At 61.6% G+C, this 16,477-nt stretch carries 12 protein-coding genes; 9 read left to right on the forward strand and 3 right to left on the reverse strand.

Annotated elements, in window-relative coordinates:
* Positions 1–8 precede the first annotated feature (8 nt).
* The 9 genes from ACR0JN_RS11190 to ACR0JN_RS11230 all read left to right on the forward strand — a co-directional run bounded on the left by ACR0JN_RS11190 (position 9) and on the right by ACR0JN_RS11230 (position 12,393).
* The gene (locus tag ACR0JN_RS11190) at positions 9–2,114 is read left to right on the forward strand and encodes a type VI secretion system Vgr family protein (protein WP_480885642.1); all 2,106 of its coding nucleotides are present in this window, start codon (positions 9–11) and stop codon (positions 2,112–2,114) included.
* Between the two features lie 10 nt (positions 2,115–2,124).
* Positions 2,125–2,736, forward strand: a complete 612-nt coding sequence (locus tag ACR0JN_RS11195; RefSeq protein ID WP_480885644.1) for a DUF6931 family protein — start codon at positions 2,125–2,127, stop codon at positions 2,734–2,736.
* A gap of 2 nt (positions 2,737–2,738) precedes the next feature.
* Entirely contained in the window at positions 2,739–3,047 is a 309-nt protein-coding gene (locus ACR0JN_RS11200) for a PAAR domain-containing protein (RefSeq protein WP_480611688.1), read from the forward strand.
* A gap of 10 nt (positions 3,048–3,057) precedes the next feature.
* Positions 3,058–4,503 carry a type VI secretion system-associated FHA domain protein TagH gene (gene tagH, locus ACR0JN_RS11205; RefSeq protein ID WP_480885646.1) on the forward strand — a complete coding sequence of 482 codons (1,446 nt, stop codon included), beginning with the start codon at positions 3,058–3,060 and terminating at the stop codon, positions 4,501–4,503.
* A 39-nt stretch (positions 4,504–4,542) separates the two neighbouring features.
* A complete protein-coding gene (gene tssK / locus ACR0JN_RS11210; protein ID WP_480885648.1) occupies positions 4,543–5,883 on the forward strand; it encodes a type VI secretion system baseplate subunit TssK in 1,341 nt (446 codons plus the stop codon).
* Positions 5,884–5,979: 96 nt separating this feature from the next.
* Positions 5,980–7,416, forward strand: coding sequence for a type IVB secretion system protein IcmH/DotU (gene icmH / locus ACR0JN_RS11215; protein ID WP_480885649.1), 1,437 nt, complete (start codon positions 5,980–5,982; stop codon positions 7,414–7,416).
* A 2-nt stretch (positions 7,417–7,418) separates the two neighbouring features.
* The gene (gene tssM / locus ACR0JN_RS11220) at positions 7,419–10,988 is read left to right on the forward strand and encodes a type VI secretion system membrane subunit TssM (protein WP_480885651.1); all 3,570 of its coding nucleotides are present in this window, start codon (positions 7,419–7,421) and stop codon (positions 10,986–10,988) included.
* Positions 10,988–11,674 carry a type VI secretion system-associated protein TagF gene (tagF, locus tag ACR0JN_RS11225; RefSeq protein ID WP_480885653.1) on the forward strand — a complete coding sequence of 229 codons (687 nt, stop codon included), beginning with the start codon at positions 10,988–10,990 and terminating at the stop codon, positions 11,672–11,674. The genes tssM and tagF overlap by 1 nt, the downstream gene beginning before the upstream one ends.
* Complete coding sequence (locus ACR0JN_RS11230; RefSeq protein ID WP_480816056.1) at positions 11,671–12,393, forward strand: PP2C family protein-serine/threonine phosphatase; 723 nt, start codon at positions 11,671–11,673, stop codon at positions 12,391–12,393. Before tagF ends, ACR0JN_RS11230 begins: the two co-directional genes overlap by 4 nt.
* 1 nt (position 12,394) lies before the next feature.
* Here the strand turns inward: ACR0JN_RS11230 and ACR0JN_RS11235 are convergent, their stop codons facing one another.
* The 3 genes from ACR0JN_RS11235 to ACR0JN_RS11245 are packed head-to-tail and all read right to left on the reverse strand — an operon-like array spanning position 12,395 to position 16,469.
* Positions 12,395–13,630 (reverse strand): hypothetical protein, encoded by a 1,236-nt coding sequence (locus ACR0JN_RS11235; protein WP_480885655.1) that lies wholly within the window; start codon positions 13,628–13,630, stop codon positions 12,395–12,397.
* A 19-nt stretch (positions 13,631–13,649) separates the two neighbouring features.
* Complete coding sequence (locus ACR0JN_RS11240) at positions 13,650–15,854, reverse strand: serine/threonine protein kinase (protein WP_480885657.1); 2,205 nt, start codon at positions 15,852–15,854, stop codon at positions 13,650–13,652.
* Positions 15,855–15,893: 39 nt separating this feature from the next.
* Entirely contained in the window at positions 15,894–16,469 is a 576-nt protein-coding gene (locus ACR0JN_RS11245; protein ID WP_480885659.1) for an OmpA family protein, read from the reverse strand.
* Positions 16,470–16,477 lie beyond the last annotated feature (8 nt).

Genomic DNA, 16,477 nt, shown 5'->3' on the forward strand with positions numbered 1-16,477 from the left:
AACGGTAAATGGCGCAAAGTATGCAAAGTAAAGAGTGGCCCCTTCGGATCACCGGTTCATACAGCTATGACGAAGACGAACTTGTCATCCGGCGCGCGATCGTGACGGAAAAGCTGGGCGAGCTGACGGATATTCAGGTCGAGGTTCTGTCGCCAGACAAGTCCATCTCGCTGGACAAGCTGCTGGGCAAGATCATGACCATCCACATGGCCGCCGCCAAGGGGGCCGAGCGCAAGTTTACCGGCACGATTGTGCGGGTCGAGCGTCTGGCGCTACGCGATGGCTTTGTACAGTTGCTTGCGGAACTGCGCCCCTGGTTCTGGATGCTGGATCAGACCACGGACAGCCGCATTTTCCAGAACATGACCGCCGTTCAGATCATCGAGCAAATCTTCGGCGAATACGCGTTTTCCGACTTCAAAAAGAGCCTGAGCACCAGCTATCAGCAGCGGGAATACTGCGTTCAGTACCGGGAAACCGATTTCGATTTCATCTCGCGCCTGATGCAGGAAGAGGGCATCTATTACTATTTCGATTACGCGGATGCCGAGGACAAGCTGGAAACGCTGGTGCTGTGCGACGATGTTTCCGCGCATAAGCCCATCGAAGGCACCTCGACGGTCGAATACCGCCCCGGCGATGACTACAAGCAGCGTTTGCCGGATTGCGTCTCGGAATGGGCCAGCTCGCAAGAGGTCGTGCCGGGCGTCGTGTCGCTGCGGGATTTTGATTTCACCACCCCGAACGCCAAGCTGGACGTGCGGGCAAACACCAAGACCAAGGCCTCTCACAGCTACAAAAGCTATGAGCTTTATGATGCGCCCGGTCACTACTACAAGGAAACCAAGCTTGGCACGACTCGCGCTCAGGTGCGGATGGAGGCAGAAGATGCCCGGTTCGACCGCCGCCGGGGCCGCGCCTCGGTCCGGGCGATGGAGGTGGGCAAGACCTTTACGCTGAAGGAACATCCCGAAAAGGCGCAAAACGACGATTACCTGATCACCGGGGCCACCTATTACCTGCAGACGACCGAGGGCTACGGGTTCGAAAAGAACTCGCAAGACCTTGACACCGGTGCGCTGGAATTCCCCGATGATGGCGGTGAGATGTTCATGGTCGAGTTCGAGGCACAGCCGAAATCGGTCAAGTACCGCTCGCCCCTGACCACGCCGTGGCCCGAGATTTCGGGGCTGCATACCGCCATTGTGACCGGCAAAAGCGGCGAGGAAATCTGGACCGACAAGCATGGTCGCATCAAGGTGCAGTTCCACTGGGACCGCGAAGGCAAGAAGGACGAGAATACCACCTGCTGGGTGCGCGTCGTGACGCCATGGTCCGGCAAGAACTGGGGCATGGTCAGCATTCCCCGCATCGGTCAGGAAGTGGTGATCCAGTTCGAAGAGGGCGATCCGGATCGACCGATCTGTACCGGCATGCTCTATAACGCAGACACTATGCCGCCCTATGCGCTTCCCGCCAATCAGACGCAAACGGGGATCAAGACCCGGTCCTCAAAAGGCGGCAGCGCCGAGATGTTCAACGAGCTGATGTTCGAGGATAAAAAAGGCGAAGAACTGGTGCGCTTTCAGGCGCAGAAGGACCATGAAAAGCTGGTCAAGAACAAGTCCACCATCACCGTTGGCTATGACAAGCTGGACAAAGGCGGCAACGGCGGCGACGGCTGTCTGAGCCAGGTGGTCAAGAAGAATGTGGATGAGACGATCAAAGAGGGCGACCACACCTTCAAGATCGAAACCGGCAGCCAGACGGTTGAAATCAAGACCGACCAGACCGAAACCATCGAAGGCAAATCCACCCGCACCGTGACCGGAAACAACGCCGAAACCATCAAGACCGGGAACAAGACAACCACGGTGAACACCGGTAACATTCAGGTCGATGCCAAGTCCGGCAAGATCACCATCACTGCGATGCAGTCGATCGAGTTGAAGGTGGGTGGATCGTCGATCAAGCTAGATCCAACCAGCATCACTGTGAAAAGCACGATGATTAAGGTTCAGGCCAATGCGAAACTGGATGCGAAAAGCCCGATGACGACCGTGAACGGCGATGCGATGCTGACCCTCAAGGGCGGCCTGACCATGATCAACTAGGGGCGGTGAGATGAGCGAACGATTTGCCAATATGACCAAAACGCCGCAAGTGCCCGCAGCCCGGATGCTCGCGGATGCCAATGCGCGACTGAGCACGAAGCTGGACGCCCCAGCCAGTGCTCCCCTCGACGTGGTGCTGGGTGAGCTTGATGAAAAAGGCGCAGCCATAGACATACTGCGCCTGCTGGGTGTTGCCCTGCCGCCACGCGAGCGGGTCTGGTGGTCCTGTCTGGCGGCGCGCGACTACATCGGTGAGGCCCCGGACAACAACACTCCGGCGCTGGCCGCGTCCGAGGAATGGGTGTTCCGCCCGACCGAAGAAAACCGTGAAAAAGCGGGCGAAACGGTTGATATCGCGGAACCGGATGACGAGACGATTAACTGCGCAATGGGCGTGCTATATTCGGAAGGGACGCTGGGCACCGGCGACCTGGCGACTATGCCTGCCCCGCCCGGAGCCGCCGAAACCCTGGCCTTTGCGATGAATGTTGTTGCGATGGACAACCACGAAGGTGATTTTGACGCATACCTGCAGTTGCTGATCGATCGCGGCGTCGATATTGCTCGGGGCGGGAATGGTAAGCTGGACCGCGATAGCGCCGGTTCAGAGACGAAGGAGTAGACATGGGATTTCCACAAGCCCGCGTCACCGACATGCATCTGTGCACGCTGCCGGCCCCGCCGCCAGCGCCGCCACCCCCTGCGCCGGTTCCGATGCCGATCATGCCGCCCTGCTGCCCGACTGTTCTGGTGTCAAAGCTGCCCGCGGCGCGGATAACCGATCTGGCGACGCCTGCCTTTCCGCATCCGATCGTTAAAGGGTCCGCGACGGTGCTGATCAGCAAGCTTCCGGCGGCGCGGGTCACGGATAACTGCGCCTGCGGGGGTCTTATCATACCGCCGTGCTGCCCCACCGTTCTGGTCGGAGGATGAAGACAAACGCATGACGGTCACACTGAAATTCCAATCCACCGGTATCGTACCGGGCGACGGGCGCCCGGTGTCGATGCAGGGGGGCTCTTTGACCGTGGGGCGCGGCCCGGCCAATGATCTGGTCTTGCCCGATCCCGAAAAGACGCTGAGCAAAAGCCATTTCGTGATTGAAGATCACAATGGCAATGTGGTGATCGTCGATCTTTCGACCAACGGCACCTTTCTGAACTATTCCAAGATCGCTTTGGGCCGTACCCCCACGCCGCTGAACAATGGCGATGTGCTGACCGCAGGCGGGTACGAGATGGTGGTCGAGATCGAGGCTGATCTGCCAACATTCGAGGAGATGATCCCGCAGCCCATGCAGCAGGGCGGGGCGTCGCCGGGCCAGTCCCAGAATGCGCCGGACCCGCTGGCCTTGCTGGACGATGCCGGACCCGGGGGCGATTTTCTGGATGATCTGCTCGGCGGCGATGCCAAAGGACCCGGCCAGATTTCCACGCCCGACCCGATGGACGAACTTCTGCCGCCGCTGGACGATGACGATCCGTTCTTTGCCAAGCCCAAGGACGCGCATGCCGATATGGGAGCCAGCGATCCGACGCACAACCCGTCAACCTCGGACGCGTTTTCCGCACCGCAGGCCGGGGGCGGGGCAAATCTGATCCCGGATGACTGGGACGATGACCTGTTGTCGCCTTCGGGTGGCACAAGCTCGGACCCGTTTGCCGCGCCCGACTCTCGCAAAACTGCAGTACCTCCGCCGCCAAAGCCAAAGCCCGGTGGTCAGGCCGAAGCGCCTCAGCCGACACCCGAGCCGGCGCCGGAACCGCCCAAGGCGGAGCCTCCTACACCTGCACCTGCGGCCGCAGGGGATCACTCTGCCGCGCGCGCGCTGCTGGAAGCGCTTGAGGTTGACGATCTGCAGATCGACGATACCGACCTGCCTGCCACAATGGGCCGGATGGGGCGGGTTTTGCGGGCGATGATTACCGGTCTGCGGGAAATCCTGATGACCCGCACTTCGATCAAGTCAGAATTCCGGATAGACCAGACCATGATCAGCGCAGGTGGGAACAACCCGCTCAAGTTCTCGATCAGCCCGGAACAGGCGATTGAGGCCCTCGTGAAACCACGGGTCAAAGGCTATCTGGCTTCGGAGGAGGCCACCGAACAGGCGCTGAACGACATCAAGGCGCACGAGGTGGCCATGGTGACCGGGATGGAGGCCGCGCTGAAAGGCGTGCTGGCCAAGCTCGACCCCGACGTATTGGCGGGAAAAATTGAGAATTCCGGCAAACTTGGGTCACTTTTCAAAGGTAAGAAGGCCCAGTACTGGGAAGTGTATGAGAAGATGTACGCGGATATCTCGGATCAGGCAGAAAATGATTTTCACGATCTATTCAGCCGGGAATTCGCGCGCGCCTATAAGGAACAGCTGGAAAAGCTGAAATAAAGCCCGATTGAGGGCGGCAAGAATAAGGGAGGGCAGCCATTGTCCTGGGACAGCAAGGTGCTTTGGACCGAAGGGTTGTTTCTGCAACCCCATCACTTCCAGCAGGCCGACCGGTATACCGAGGCGCTGGTCGCCGGGCTGGCGCGCCGTGTGACGCCCTATGCCTGGGGCCTGAGCGCGCTTGAGATTGATGACGAGGTGCTCAAAGTCGGTCAGTTTGCGCTGAAATCCTGCTCGGGCCTGACGCCGGACGGGCAGGTGTTCCGTGTACCGCAAGCCGAGGACCACCCGCCTGCACTGGAAGTGCCCGAAACGATCAAGGATTGCGTGGTCTACCTGACGGTACCGCAGCGACGGCAGGGTGCTTCCGAGGTCGACCTGAGCGGAGCTGAGCAATCGGTCAGCCGTCTGCGTCCGGCTGAGCAGGAAATCACCGACGTGATGAGCCAGCAGAAAAAGCCGGTGACTCTGGGCGTCGGCAAGCTGCGGCTGCAATTTGCGCTGGCGGTGGACGATCTGGCCGACAAGCTGGCCATCCCGATTGCCCGGATCATCGAGGTGCGTCCGGATAAAGAGATCATTCTGGATCGCGGCTTTATCCCCTCGGTCCTGGATGTACGCGCGGCCCCGGCACTGGCCGGATTCATGAATGAACTGGAAGGTATGCTGTCGCACCGGATGCAGGCGCTGGCCGGGCGGCTGTCCGAAGGCGGCCCCGCCAAGGGCGCGGCTGAGATTTCCGATTTCCTGCTGCTGATGACCATCAACCGCAACCTGCCGCTGGTGCGCCATTTCGCCAATATCGAAAACGTGCACCCGGAGCATGCCTACCGGGTCTGTGTCGCGCTGGCCGGGGAGCTTGCAACCTTCATGAGCGCCGAAAAGGAAGCGGTGCAATTCCCGGCTTATCAGCATGACAACCTGACCGAATCCTTCGCGCCGGTAATCCGCACCCTGCGTCAGTACCTGAGTTCGGTTCTGGAGCAGACCGCGATTCCGATCCCGCTGGAACCGCGCAAATACGGCATCAGCGTTGGCGTCATCGCCGACCGCAAGCTGATCGGGAATGCGGGCTTTGTGCTGGCCGTCAACGCCGATATCCCGGCCGAGGACGTGCGGCGGCATTTCGCGGGTCAGGCCAAGACCGGCCCGGTTGAAGAAATTCGCCAATTGGTGAACTCGGCCCTGCCGGGCATCACCCTGCGCCCGCTGCCGGTCGCGCCGCGCCAGATTCCCTATCACTCTGGCGTAGTGTATTTCGAACTGGACGCCGCCAGCCCGTATTGGGGCAAGATGACCACTTCGGGCGGCATCGCGGTGCATGTGTCGGGGCAATATCCGGGGCTGCAGATGGAGCTTTGGGCGATCCGCAATCAGTGAATGTGAAGGCGATCACTGGCTGCGGCGAAACGAATTGATAGGGCTGCCCGTATGGGTCACACTCAGACCCGGGGGCCTTGAGGAAGCAGGTAAACGATGTCCGACAAAGATCCTTTTGCCGAACCGGACGATACAGACAAGACGGTGATCCGGCCGAATCCGGGCGGGCGGCGTCAGGCTGGCGGTGCACCGCAACAACCTGCCGTGCCCCAGCAACCTGCGGGCTATCCGGATCCTTTGCAGGTGCCGCAGCCTGCCGCGCCTGCACCCACTGGCGCCGCCGGGTACGGTGTGCCGCCCTCGCAACCTCAACAATCGCAGCCCGCGCAAGGCGGGGCTGAGACTGTGGCGGCCACCGGTATGAACCGCCTCAACGCCTGCGCCGCGTCTCTGTTTTCACTGATCAGCCGCATCCGTAACCGGGCGCAACACATGGACCCGGACAAGCTGCGCCAAAGCGTCGTGGCCGAGGTTCGCAGCTTTGAAAACGCGGCTCTGCAGGCGGGTATTCCGGCCCAGACGGTCAAGGTCGCGCGCTATGCGCTCTGTGCGACGCTGGATGATGTGGTTCTGAACACGCCCTGGGGCGGGCAATCCAGCTGGGCGACCCAATCATTGGTGGGAACGTTCCATCGCGAGACCGTGGGGGGCGACCGGTTCTATGACCTGCTGGCACGTCTGGAACAGGACCCGGCGAACAATATCGAGTTGCTGGAATTCGTCTATATGTGCCTGTCTCTGGGGTTCGAGGGCCGTCTGCGCGTGGAACAGGGGGGGGGCGACAAGCATCTGCAAATCCGGCAGGGCCTTGCCCGCATCATCCGAGCGCAGCGGGGCGATGTTGAACGGGATCTGGCCCCCCATTGGAAAGGTGCAGACAAGCCGTACCGCGCACTCAGCATGTGGAAACCGGTCTGGATCGCGCTTGGCGTCACTGCGCTTTTGCTGATGATCGAGTTTGGCGGGCTGTCCTATGTGCTGTCGAACAAGACCGAAAATCTGGTGGGGCAGATGTCAGTGATCGACGCGGGCCCCGTGACCGAGTTGCAGCGCCGTGCGCCGCCGCCGCCCCCTCCGCCGCCGCAGCCCCAGCCGCAGGTCGAAAAGGTCGTGGAGTTCCTGAAGCCCGAAATTGACGAAGGGCTGGTCGAGGTCTTTGAAAAGGGCAACACACTGATCATCCGCATCAAGGGCTCGGGCATGTTCGGTTCTGGCTCGGATCATCTGCAGGACAAGTTCCGCGAACCCGTGCGCCGGGTTGCCGTGGCGTTGAACGAAGAACCGGGCAGCGTGATCGTGGCCGGGCATTCGGACAACGTGCCGATCCGGTCCTCACGCTTTCCGTCCAACCTGGCGCTGTCGCTGGCGCGCGCGAAATCGGTGATGAACCAGATGGCAGGCGAGATGACCACGCCTGACCGCCTCAGCGCTGAGGGCCGCGCCGACAGCGAACCGATTGCCGACAATTCGACCCGCGAAGGCCGGGCCACCAACCGCCGGATCGAAGTCCTGCTGGTACAAGAGGAGAACTGATCGTGTTCTTCAGAGTTCTAAGATTCATCTTTTTGTCGATCTACACGGTGCTTTTCTTCACGGCGACCGCGCTGTCCTTGTGCCTGTATTTCTTTGGGCCCCTGATCGGCTCGGATGAGTGGCGTCCGCTGGATGGGGTTGGCACGCGTTTGATCTGGTGTGGGGTCATCTACTTTATCTTCCTCAGCATCGCGCTGACCATCTTCTTCGTCCGCCGCCGCCGCGAAAAGAAGCTGACCGAAGAAATTACCGAAGCCGTCAGCGATGGCGGTGACATGATCGACAGCGAAATCTCGGAGCTGCGCGGCAAGCTGAAGACCGCGATGGCGGCGCTGCGCAAGTCCAAGAACGGGCGGCGTCATCTGAACGAGTTGCCGTGGTACGTGATGATCGGCCCGCCGGGGGCGGGCAAGACCACGGCCATTGTGAATTCCGGCCTGAACTTTCCGCTGGCCGATGAGATGGGCAAGACCGCCATTGGCGGCGTCGGCGGGACGCGCAACTGCGACTGGTGGTTCACCGAAAACGCGGTTCTGATCGACACCGCCGGTCGCTACACGACGCAGGAAAGTGACGCGCAGGTCGATAATGCCGCCTGGATCGGTTTCCTGAGCCTGCTCAAGAAGTACCGCAAGCGCCAGCCGATCAACGGCGCGATGATCGCGATTTCGCTGTCCGATCTGTCCCTGCAGGACGAGATCACGCAGAAAGAACACGCCAAGGCCGTGCGCCGCCGTCTGGAAGAGTTGCGCGAGAAGCTGGGCGTGCGTTTCCCGGTTTACATCCTGTTCACCAAGGCCGATCTGATCGCAGGCTTTGCCGAGTTCTACGACAATCTGGGCAAGGAAGATCGCGAACAGGTCTGGGGCTTTACCCTGCCGCTGGACAAGTCCCGCGCCGAACAATCGCCCGTGGCCGCGTTCGACGAGGAATTCGCGCTGCTGCTGGGCCGCCTCAACGCGCAATCTCTTGAACGGATGCAGACGGAAACTGACCCGCAGCGCCGCGCGCTGATTGCCGGGTTCCCGATGCAGGTGGCCTCGGTCCGCAAGGTGGCGCATGAGTTCCTGACCGAGGTGTTTCAGGACAGCCGCTATCAGCACCGCCACATGCTGCGCGGGGTGTATTTCACCTCGGGCACGCAAGAGGGCACACCGATTGACCGGCTGATGCTGGGCATGGCGCGAACCTTCGGGATCGGGCGTCAGGCGATCGGGTCAGGGCAGGGCTCGGGCCGATCCTATTTCCTGACACGCCTGTTCGATCAGGTGATCTTCCGCGAGGCCGGTCTGGTCAGCGCCGACGACAAGGTCGAACGCCGCTACAAGATCACCAAATGGGTCTCGGTCGCTGCAACGGTTGTGGCGGCTGTAACGGTCGGCGCGCTGCTGGTGCGCAGCTTCATGGGCAATTCCGAGTTGATCGCCGAGGCACAGGAGGGCGTTTCCGCCTATCAGGCCGCCGCCGCAACTCTGCCCCCCAGCCCGGTCGGCGATACCGATCTGGTGCCGGTGGTGCAGGCGCTGAACACGCTGCGCGATCTGCCCGCCAACCCGACTCTGTCGGACCCCGAGCCGGAAACGCGCGTGACCTATGGCCTCTATCAGGGCGAAGTGATCGGCACGCAGGCCGCGCAAACCTATCGCGCCGCGCTGAACCAGCGTTTCCTGCCGCGCCTTTTGCTGCGTCTGGAAGAGCAGATGAGCGCCAACATCAACAACCCCGATGTCCTCTACGAGGCGCTCAAGGTCTATCTGATGCTGGGCCTGCAGGGGCCGATGAACCAGAATCTGGTCAAGGAATGGATGAATATCGACTGGACGGTCTCGTTCCCCGGACCCACGCGTGAAGAATTCCGCGCTGACCTGAACGACCATCTGGATGCGCTGCTGAGCCAACCGATGCAGGAGGTTGCGCTGAACGGGCCGATGGTGGAACAGATTCAGGGCATCCTGTCGGAATTGCCGCTGGCGCAGCGGGTTTATAACGGTATCGTCTCCAGCCCGTCGGCAACAGCATTGCAGGAATGGCGCATCACCGATGTCGGAGGTCCTGCTGTGGGCCGGGTTCTGGTCCGGTCCTCGGGCAAACCCCTGAATGCCGGGATTGAGGGGATATTCACCTATAAGGGCTTCAACGATGTGTTCCTCGGCGAGGCTTTGGGCGTCGCGAAGCGGGTGCAAAAGGAAAGCTGGGTGCTGGGTCCGCGCGGCGAGGCCGAGCAGACCGAACAGGCGCTGGCCGCGCTCAGCCGCGATGTTCTGGACCTCTATTACAACGACTACATCGCGCGCTATGACGCGATGCTGGGTGATATCGACATTGTGCCGATGGAAAGCCTCAGCCATGCGGTCGAAGTGACCAACGTGCTCTCGGGGCCGACCTCGCCCATCGTGAACGTGCTGACGTCGATTTCGGATGAGACCAAGCTGACCGAAAAGCGTTCCGCTTTGCCAAACACCGACGCGCTGAACGAGGGGCTGTCGGATGCGGCCAGCCTTGAGCTTCAATCGGCGACCTCGGTCCAGACGCAGATATTGCTGGAGGCTTTGGCCAAGTCCAGCGGGGCAGGGGTCAGCGAACCGGTTCAGCAGCCGGGTCAGTATGTCGAGGATCGGTTCGCATGGCTGCACGAGCTGGTGGACAGTCAGGAGGGCCAGCCCTCGCAGCTTGATCTTCTGATGGGATCCCTGACCGGTGTTTATCAAGAGCTGAACAAGATGTCGTTCAGCGGCGTGTCGGGGGGTGAAACCGGGCAGGCGCTGCAGCAATTCCAGCAGGAGGCCGCCCGCATTCCCGGCCCGATGGAACGCTGGGCCGTGCAGATCATCGACGGCTCGTCGGGGATCACCTCGGACAGCACGCGGTCGTCGATCAATGCGCGTTGGCAGGCCAGTGTGCTGCCCTTCTGCGAGCAGGTCGTCTCGGACCGGTATCCGTTCAATCGCCGGTCTGGCGCGGATGTGGCGATGGGCGATTTCGGCAAACTATTCGGCCCTCAGGGTCTGATCGACACGTTTTTCAACGAAAACCTCGCCAAACATGTGGATATGCGCACCCGGCCCTGGTCGTGGAAATCCGGCGTGAACGAGGCCGATCTGGGTATCAGTCAGGCGGTTCTGACACAGTTCCAGAACGCCGCCGAGATCAAAGAGGCGTTCTTTGCTGCAGGCCCGCAGCCCCAGATTCAGTTTCAGATCATGCCCGAGGCGCTGGATCCCAAAGCCAAAGGCGTGAAGCTGGAGATCGACGGCCAGACGTTGGATTTCCGCCATCGCGGCGGGTTGCCCTCGCCCATGGCCGTGACATGGCCGGGGCAGGTCGGTCTAGCGCGGGTCAGTTTCGAGCCGGAAAAGCGCAACATTGAAAGCGTGCTGTCCAAGGACGGGCCGTGGGCCTGGTTCCGCCTATTGGATGCGGCAGAGGTGCGGCGCACCAATGTCTCGGACCGCAAGAAGGTGATTTTCAACGTCGGGGGCCGCATCGCGATCTTCCAGTTGCAGTCAGGTTCGGTCATCAACCCATTTGCCCTGCCGGCGCTGCAGAAATTCAGCTGCCCGAAGTCGTTCTGATGCAGCAGGCCGGGTTTGGCGCATTCGGCAAGATGCCTTCGGTTGGGGATTTTTTCCGCTTGGGCGTCGCTCCGGCCTTTGTACAGCCCTGGGACGAGTGGATTCAGCGCAGCATGCTGGCCGCGTCCGAGGTTTTGGGGCAGGCCTGGGATGCACATTACATGTCCGCCCCGATCTGGCGGTTCTGCCTGTCGCCGGGGCTGGCCGGGCCGCAAAAGATGCTGGGCGTTCTGATGCCCTCGGTCGATCGCGTCGGTCGGCGCTTTCCGCTGACGCTGGTTGCGCCGGTTTCGAACGAAGGCTCGGCCATACTGGCGCATTTCCGGGCGTCCGAAACCTATCATCAGCTCGAAGATTTGGCTCTGGCGGCGCTCGAGGACGACATGACCCGCAACAGGCTTGAAAGCGCGCTCGCGGAACTGACCGTCCCCGTGCAGCAACCAACCGCGCCGGTAAGGGCCAGTGGCCAGACGATGGTCCTGACCCGTGGCGAAGTGTCAGACAGCCTGTTGCCCGATCTGGCCGCGGGGCTGATGGCGCAACGTTATCGCACCCCGAGTATCTGGAGCACCGAAATCGGCGGCGTGCCTCGGATGATGGTCTGCGAAGGTTTACCGGATGGGGCAAACATGCAAGGCTTGTTCAACCTACACGCCGCTCTCTGGACCGAGGCAATGCCAATATGAATTCAAGTCACCGCGTTCGGTACAGTGCCCGCAGCCATGTCGGCCTTAAGCGCAAAATCAACGAAGACGCGGTGCTGGCACTGCCCGAAGAAAGCCTGTGGCTGGTGGCGGATGGCATGGGCGGGCACGAAGCGGGCGATTACGCCAGCCGCCTTGTTGCCGATATGGTGGCCGCTATCCCTCCGGGCCTGCCGCCCTCAGACCGGCTTGGCACATTGCGCGATGTGATCCGCAAGGCCCATGCAGTGATCCGGCAAGAGGCCGAGGCGCGTGGCGGCGGAACCATCGGCACCACGGTCGCCTGTATGATGCTGGCCAACGGTCATTTTGTCGGGCTTTGGGCCGGGGACAGTCGGATTTACCTGTTGCGCGACGGCAAGATTCAGATGCTGACCACCGATCATTCCGTTGTCGCCGATCTGGTGCTGGCCGGGCAGATGAGCTGGGATGAGGCCGAACAGCACCCGCAATCCAACGCCATCACCCGCGCGGTGGGCGTGGGCGAGGAACTGGAACTGGACAAGATCCGGGGCGAAGTTCAGCCGGGCGACCGCTTCCTAATCTGCTCGGACGGGCTGAGCAAATATGCCACGTTCCCGATGCTGGAAAAGGCCCTGTCCCAAATGCCGATTGAGACGGTGGCGGACCAGTTGATCCAGATCGCCCTCGACGGCGGCGGGGCGGACAATATCACCGTGGTTGTGGTGGATATCCTGTAGCTTAGGGGAAAGAAGGCAAAGCGGGCAGCGGTGGGGCAGGCGGCAACTGCATCCCGGCCAGACTGTCCCTGACCGAGCCGATATCCGTGTTGCACGCGTCGCACGGCCCCAGCGGCAGGCCGGGCAAAGATTTCGCCAGTTTCGCCAGCGCCTGCAGCGTTGGCAGGATGGGCACGGCGGGTGGCTGAACGCTCATCGACGCGGCCAGATTGACCGCGCCGCTCTGCGCCGCCTGCGCGCCTTGCGTGATGTCGTCGATCTTGGGCAGCGCGTCCAGTTGCATCTGCAGCGCCTGCGCCTCGAGCGGCATGGGCACGTTCAGGCGGGCGATATAGCTGAGCATTGCGTTTACCCGCGCGACCCCGGCGGGGGTCAGGGCATCGGGGCCGAAGGCCTCTTGTATCGTGGCAAGGTCCTTAAGTTGATCCGCCATGGCCTGCAGATCGTCGAGCGAGACGGGCAGGTTGGGCACCGGAACGGTCGACAGGGCAGCCAGTTGACCCATTAGCGCCTTCATCATGTTCGGATCGGAGATCGGCGGCAGCCCCATGGCCGCCGGCGCGGTCCCCGCCGGAGCCAGCAGGGCCAGTTGCCGCGCGAGATTGAGTTTCGGCAGCGGCAGGGCAAACGGCGGCAGGGTGATGCGAGGCAACGAAGCCGCGAAATTCAGCGCGGCGGAGCAGGTGCCACGTGACCCTCCGGCCTCGCCCGCCTCCATCGACGCCTCAAACGAGTAATCCAGCCCGGCCAGAGCCATCGGACAAATGCCCTGCGCGCGCAGCGCAAGGGTCATGTTTGCGGCCAGCGTCATGTTCTGCAGCTGCGGCCCCGGGATTGAAGGCATCGCCTGTGCCTGCGGCAGAACATTAGCAGCCAGGCTCAGAACCGCCTGCTGCACTTCGGCCAACAGGGCGCGTGGGTCGGCCAGAGGGAAACCGGCAACCGCCAGTTTCATCATCATCGAAATCGCACCACCGCCATCGCCGGGCAGGATCGGCGGCAGCGCGATATTGGGCGCCTTCGCCGCCATCGTCGCCTGCAGGTACATATCCGGCGTCATCGCGGGCAGCATCGCGTTCAGTTTTAGGTCCGCCCGTGCGTGGCCGCTGGCGTTGCCCTGAAGGCCCAGCAGAGACAGCAGCTTCATCATCTGCGGCGGCACCGCCTGAACCGACAGATTGGCGGTTGGCGTCAGATTTGGCAGCGTCGCCGCGTTGGATTTGCAAAAGCAGGGCATGGGTCAGCGCAGCCCGTTCCTATTGTTCCAGGGTGGTCAGAATACGGCTGTCGAGCGACAGGATCTGCGTGTCGACATTTCGGTCCTGCTCGCGCAGGGCCTCGGCATATCCAGCAGCGGATTCCGTTGTGGGACGCAGGGTGTCGAACAACTGGTTGTCGGTGTGCAGAACGATGACCTTGCTTTTGCCCAGAGCAGTGTCGTCGACCTCAAAAGCGATACCCCCGTTCTCCTGACTTTCCGGGATCGAATAGGCCACCCGCACTGACACGGGGCCAGCTTCCCCGTCTCGCAGGGCGGCGATGTCGTTTTCAGTGCGCGTCACGTTGGGCAGAAGGTGGAACACGTTGCCGGACACGTCCAGTACCGACACCGACAGGAACCCGTCCTGCACATCGCCGGGAAGATCGACATCAATGACCGGGTTCTGCCCAACGACAAAATCGCCTGCAGGATTCGGTGCGTTGCCTTGTTCACCATTATAGAACGCGATCGAGATATCGCTGGCAGGGGCGCTTGGCAGGAAGTTCTCGATGAGGCACAGCGACGGGTTCAATAGCGCAACCTGCTCCAAATCCAAAGGCCGCGATCCGGCCAAAGCCGTCAGGGCGGTTCTGAGCCCGATCATGCTGTCCTGCGAGGCCAACGTGCCGCTCACCCGGATCGGGCTTTCAGGCCCATACCCGGTCGCCGGGGCATCGACCAGTTTCAACGCACCGCAATCGGCCAGCCCGGACAGGACGGGCCGTATCTCGGCGGTGGACAGGAACAGGGGTTCAAGGTCCAGTTCAACCGTACCCTGCAGTCCGACGGGCAGACCGGCGGAATAGAGTTGCTCCAACTCGGCGTGCAGGGCCTCGTTTGTCGTAAGGCCTGTCAGCTTGGCGTCATTCCCGTTCACCACGAGCCGCCATTCATCCATCTCCATGACGGAGCCGATCACATCGGTGACCGCGCTGCCCCATGTTTCTGAGATGTCGCCGGAGGCCAGCGTCAGATCGACCTCACCGCCCTCGGCGGTGATCTCGCTGGTCATGGTGTCGCGGGCGGATTCGGAGGGAACGAAGCCCACGGCGCGCGGGGGCAGCCCGTCGCGTTTGTCGGCCACCAGCGTGTAGGGGGCGGCCACCGGATAGTTCGGCCCTAGGAAACTGTCGAACACCCCGCCAAAATAACCACCGGCCCCGAGGCCCGCGACGGCAAGAACGCCAAGGATCGGCACAAGTGCACCGCGCGACGTCTTGGGCGCGTCGGGTTGGGTCGGTTTTTGCGCTGCATCTGAACCCCGCGAAGGTTCCGGTTTCGCCATCACCGGCTCGGGGGCTGCTGATTGGCTTTTGGGCACAATCACGGTCGCGTCTTCGTCAATACTCGTTAGCGGTTGCTCAACCGCTCCCGACCGCGCGGCGGCAAGCGCTCGCAGAACATCGCTGGCGGTCTGATATCGATCATCGGGATTGGGCGCGGTCATCTTGTCGAGGATCGCTTTCAACGGCTCAGGTACAGAAGCCGTATCCAGCGGCGCTTTCTTGTTCTCGACGACCTCCAGCAGGTTGCGCCCGGCATCCGCCCTTTGGCCCCGGAAATTGGCCAGCAACAGCGCGCCCAAAGAATAGATATCGGTGCGCTGGTCGGTCTTGCCCGACAATTGCTCGGGCGCGGCATAGGCGTATTTGCCGGCGAACTCGCCACCGACAATGGTTTCCGCGCCTGGATTGGTGTCTTTGGCGATGCCGAAATCAATGATCACCGCCTGCGCCGGATCACCGTCGCGCAGGATGATGTTGTCAGGGCTCAGATCACGGTGAACGATGTTGCGGGCATGGGCGGCCTCAAGCCCCTCACACACCCGTTTGCAGACGGTCAGAATGTCCGCCGCCGACATCGGCCCTTCGCTGAGCTTCTGATCCAGCCCTGGCCCGTCGACATAGTCCATCACCAGATAGACATGGCCGTCTGCGGTGCGATTGTTCTCGGAATAGCGCACAACCGCGTCATGGCGGATGTCGCGGATCTCTTCCTCGCGGGTCAGCAGGACGAGGTAGTCGTCATTGCTGGAAAACTCGGCCTTCAGAACCTTCAACGCGGCCAGCCGCCCCGATATTTCGGAGCGGGCCCGGTAGACGTCAGATGTGCCGCCCCGCCCAAGGATGGCTTCGATCCGATATGTATTGTTTACCAGATCGCCCGGCTGAAACAGGTCGCCTGCGCGGGATTCGGTCATGCTGCCCTCGGAAGTTTTTTGTGGTTAGCGGATACTAAATCAGCCGAGAGCCTGGAATTCAACGCGGCGGTTTTCGTCCGCGCGCGGATTGTCCTTGTTCAGAGGTTCTGCTTCGCCAACACCCAGCACTTCCAGCCGTGTTTCGGCAATGCCGCAATCGCTGACGAGGAACCGTTTGACCTCTTTCGCGCGCAGCAGCGACAGGTTCTGGTTGTATTCGGCAGAGCCGGCACTGTCGGTGTGGCCGATGATCTGGAAAACGTTCACGTCCACGTTTTTCATCGCCTGGCACAGCGAGCTAAGCTTTGGTTTCTGATCGGCCCGCAGCGAAGCCGAAGCAAAATCAAAGCTGATCTGAATGTTGACCTGATCTTCCGTATCCACCGGCTGATATTCGGTGGGCGCGGCGGCAACGGTGGTTTCAGCCGTGTCGTCCGTCGCCGCGGTGCCGCTGTTCGAGGGCACGATAACCAGACCGCGCGTTTTTTGCTTGTTGAACGCGTCGGTGATCTCGTCAGCCGTCAGTTCATTTTCCTGAGCCAGCGCAAGTTGGGTTGTACACACAACCGCAAAAGCCGAGGCCCCGATGAATTTCAAAGTTGAAAGTGCGAACATAACCTAAG

Source organism: Ruegeria sp. G12, from assembly GCF_056533565.1.

Bases quoted from the DNA above. Each gene is read 5' to 3' on its own strand.
- ACR0JN_RS11195 (WP_480885644.1), top strand. From the start codon at position 2,125: ATGAGCGAACGATTTGCCAATATGACCAAAACGCCGCAAGTGCCCGCA.
- tagF (WP_480885653.1), top strand. From the start codon at position 10,988: ATGCAGCAGGCCGGGTTTGGCGCATTCGGCAAGATGCCTTCGGTTGGG.
- ACR0JN_RS11230 (WP_480816056.1), top strand. From the start codon at position 11,671: ATGAATTCAAGTCACCGCGTTCGGTACAGTGCCCGCAGCCATGTCGGC.
- ACR0JN_RS11245 (WP_480885659.1), bottom strand. From the start codon at position 16,469: ATGTTCGCACTTTCAACTTTGAAATTCATCGGGGCCTCGGCTTTTGCG.
- ACR0JN_RS11190 (WP_480885642.1), top strand. From the start codon at position 9: ATGGCGCAAAGTATGCAAAGTAAAGAGTGGCCCCTTCGGATCACCGGT.
- ACR0JN_RS11240 (WP_480885657.1), bottom strand. From the start codon at position 15,854: ATGACCGAATCCCGCGCAGGCGACCTGTTTCAGCCGGGCGATCTGGTA.
- ACR0JN_RS11200 (WP_480611688.1), top strand. From the start codon at position 2,739: ATGGGATTTCCACAAGCCCGCGTCACCGACATGCATCTGTGCACGCTG.
- tagH (WP_480885646.1), top strand. From the start codon at position 3,058: ATGACGGTCACACTGAAATTCCAATCCACCGGTATCGTACCGGGCGAC.
- ACR0JN_RS11235 (WP_480885655.1), bottom strand. From the start codon at position 13,630: ATGCCCTGCTTTTGCAAATCCAACGCGGCGACGCTGCCAAATCTGACG.
- icmH (WP_480885649.1), top strand. From the start codon at position 5,980: ATGTCCGACAAAGATCCTTTTGCCGAACCGGACGATACAGACAAGACG.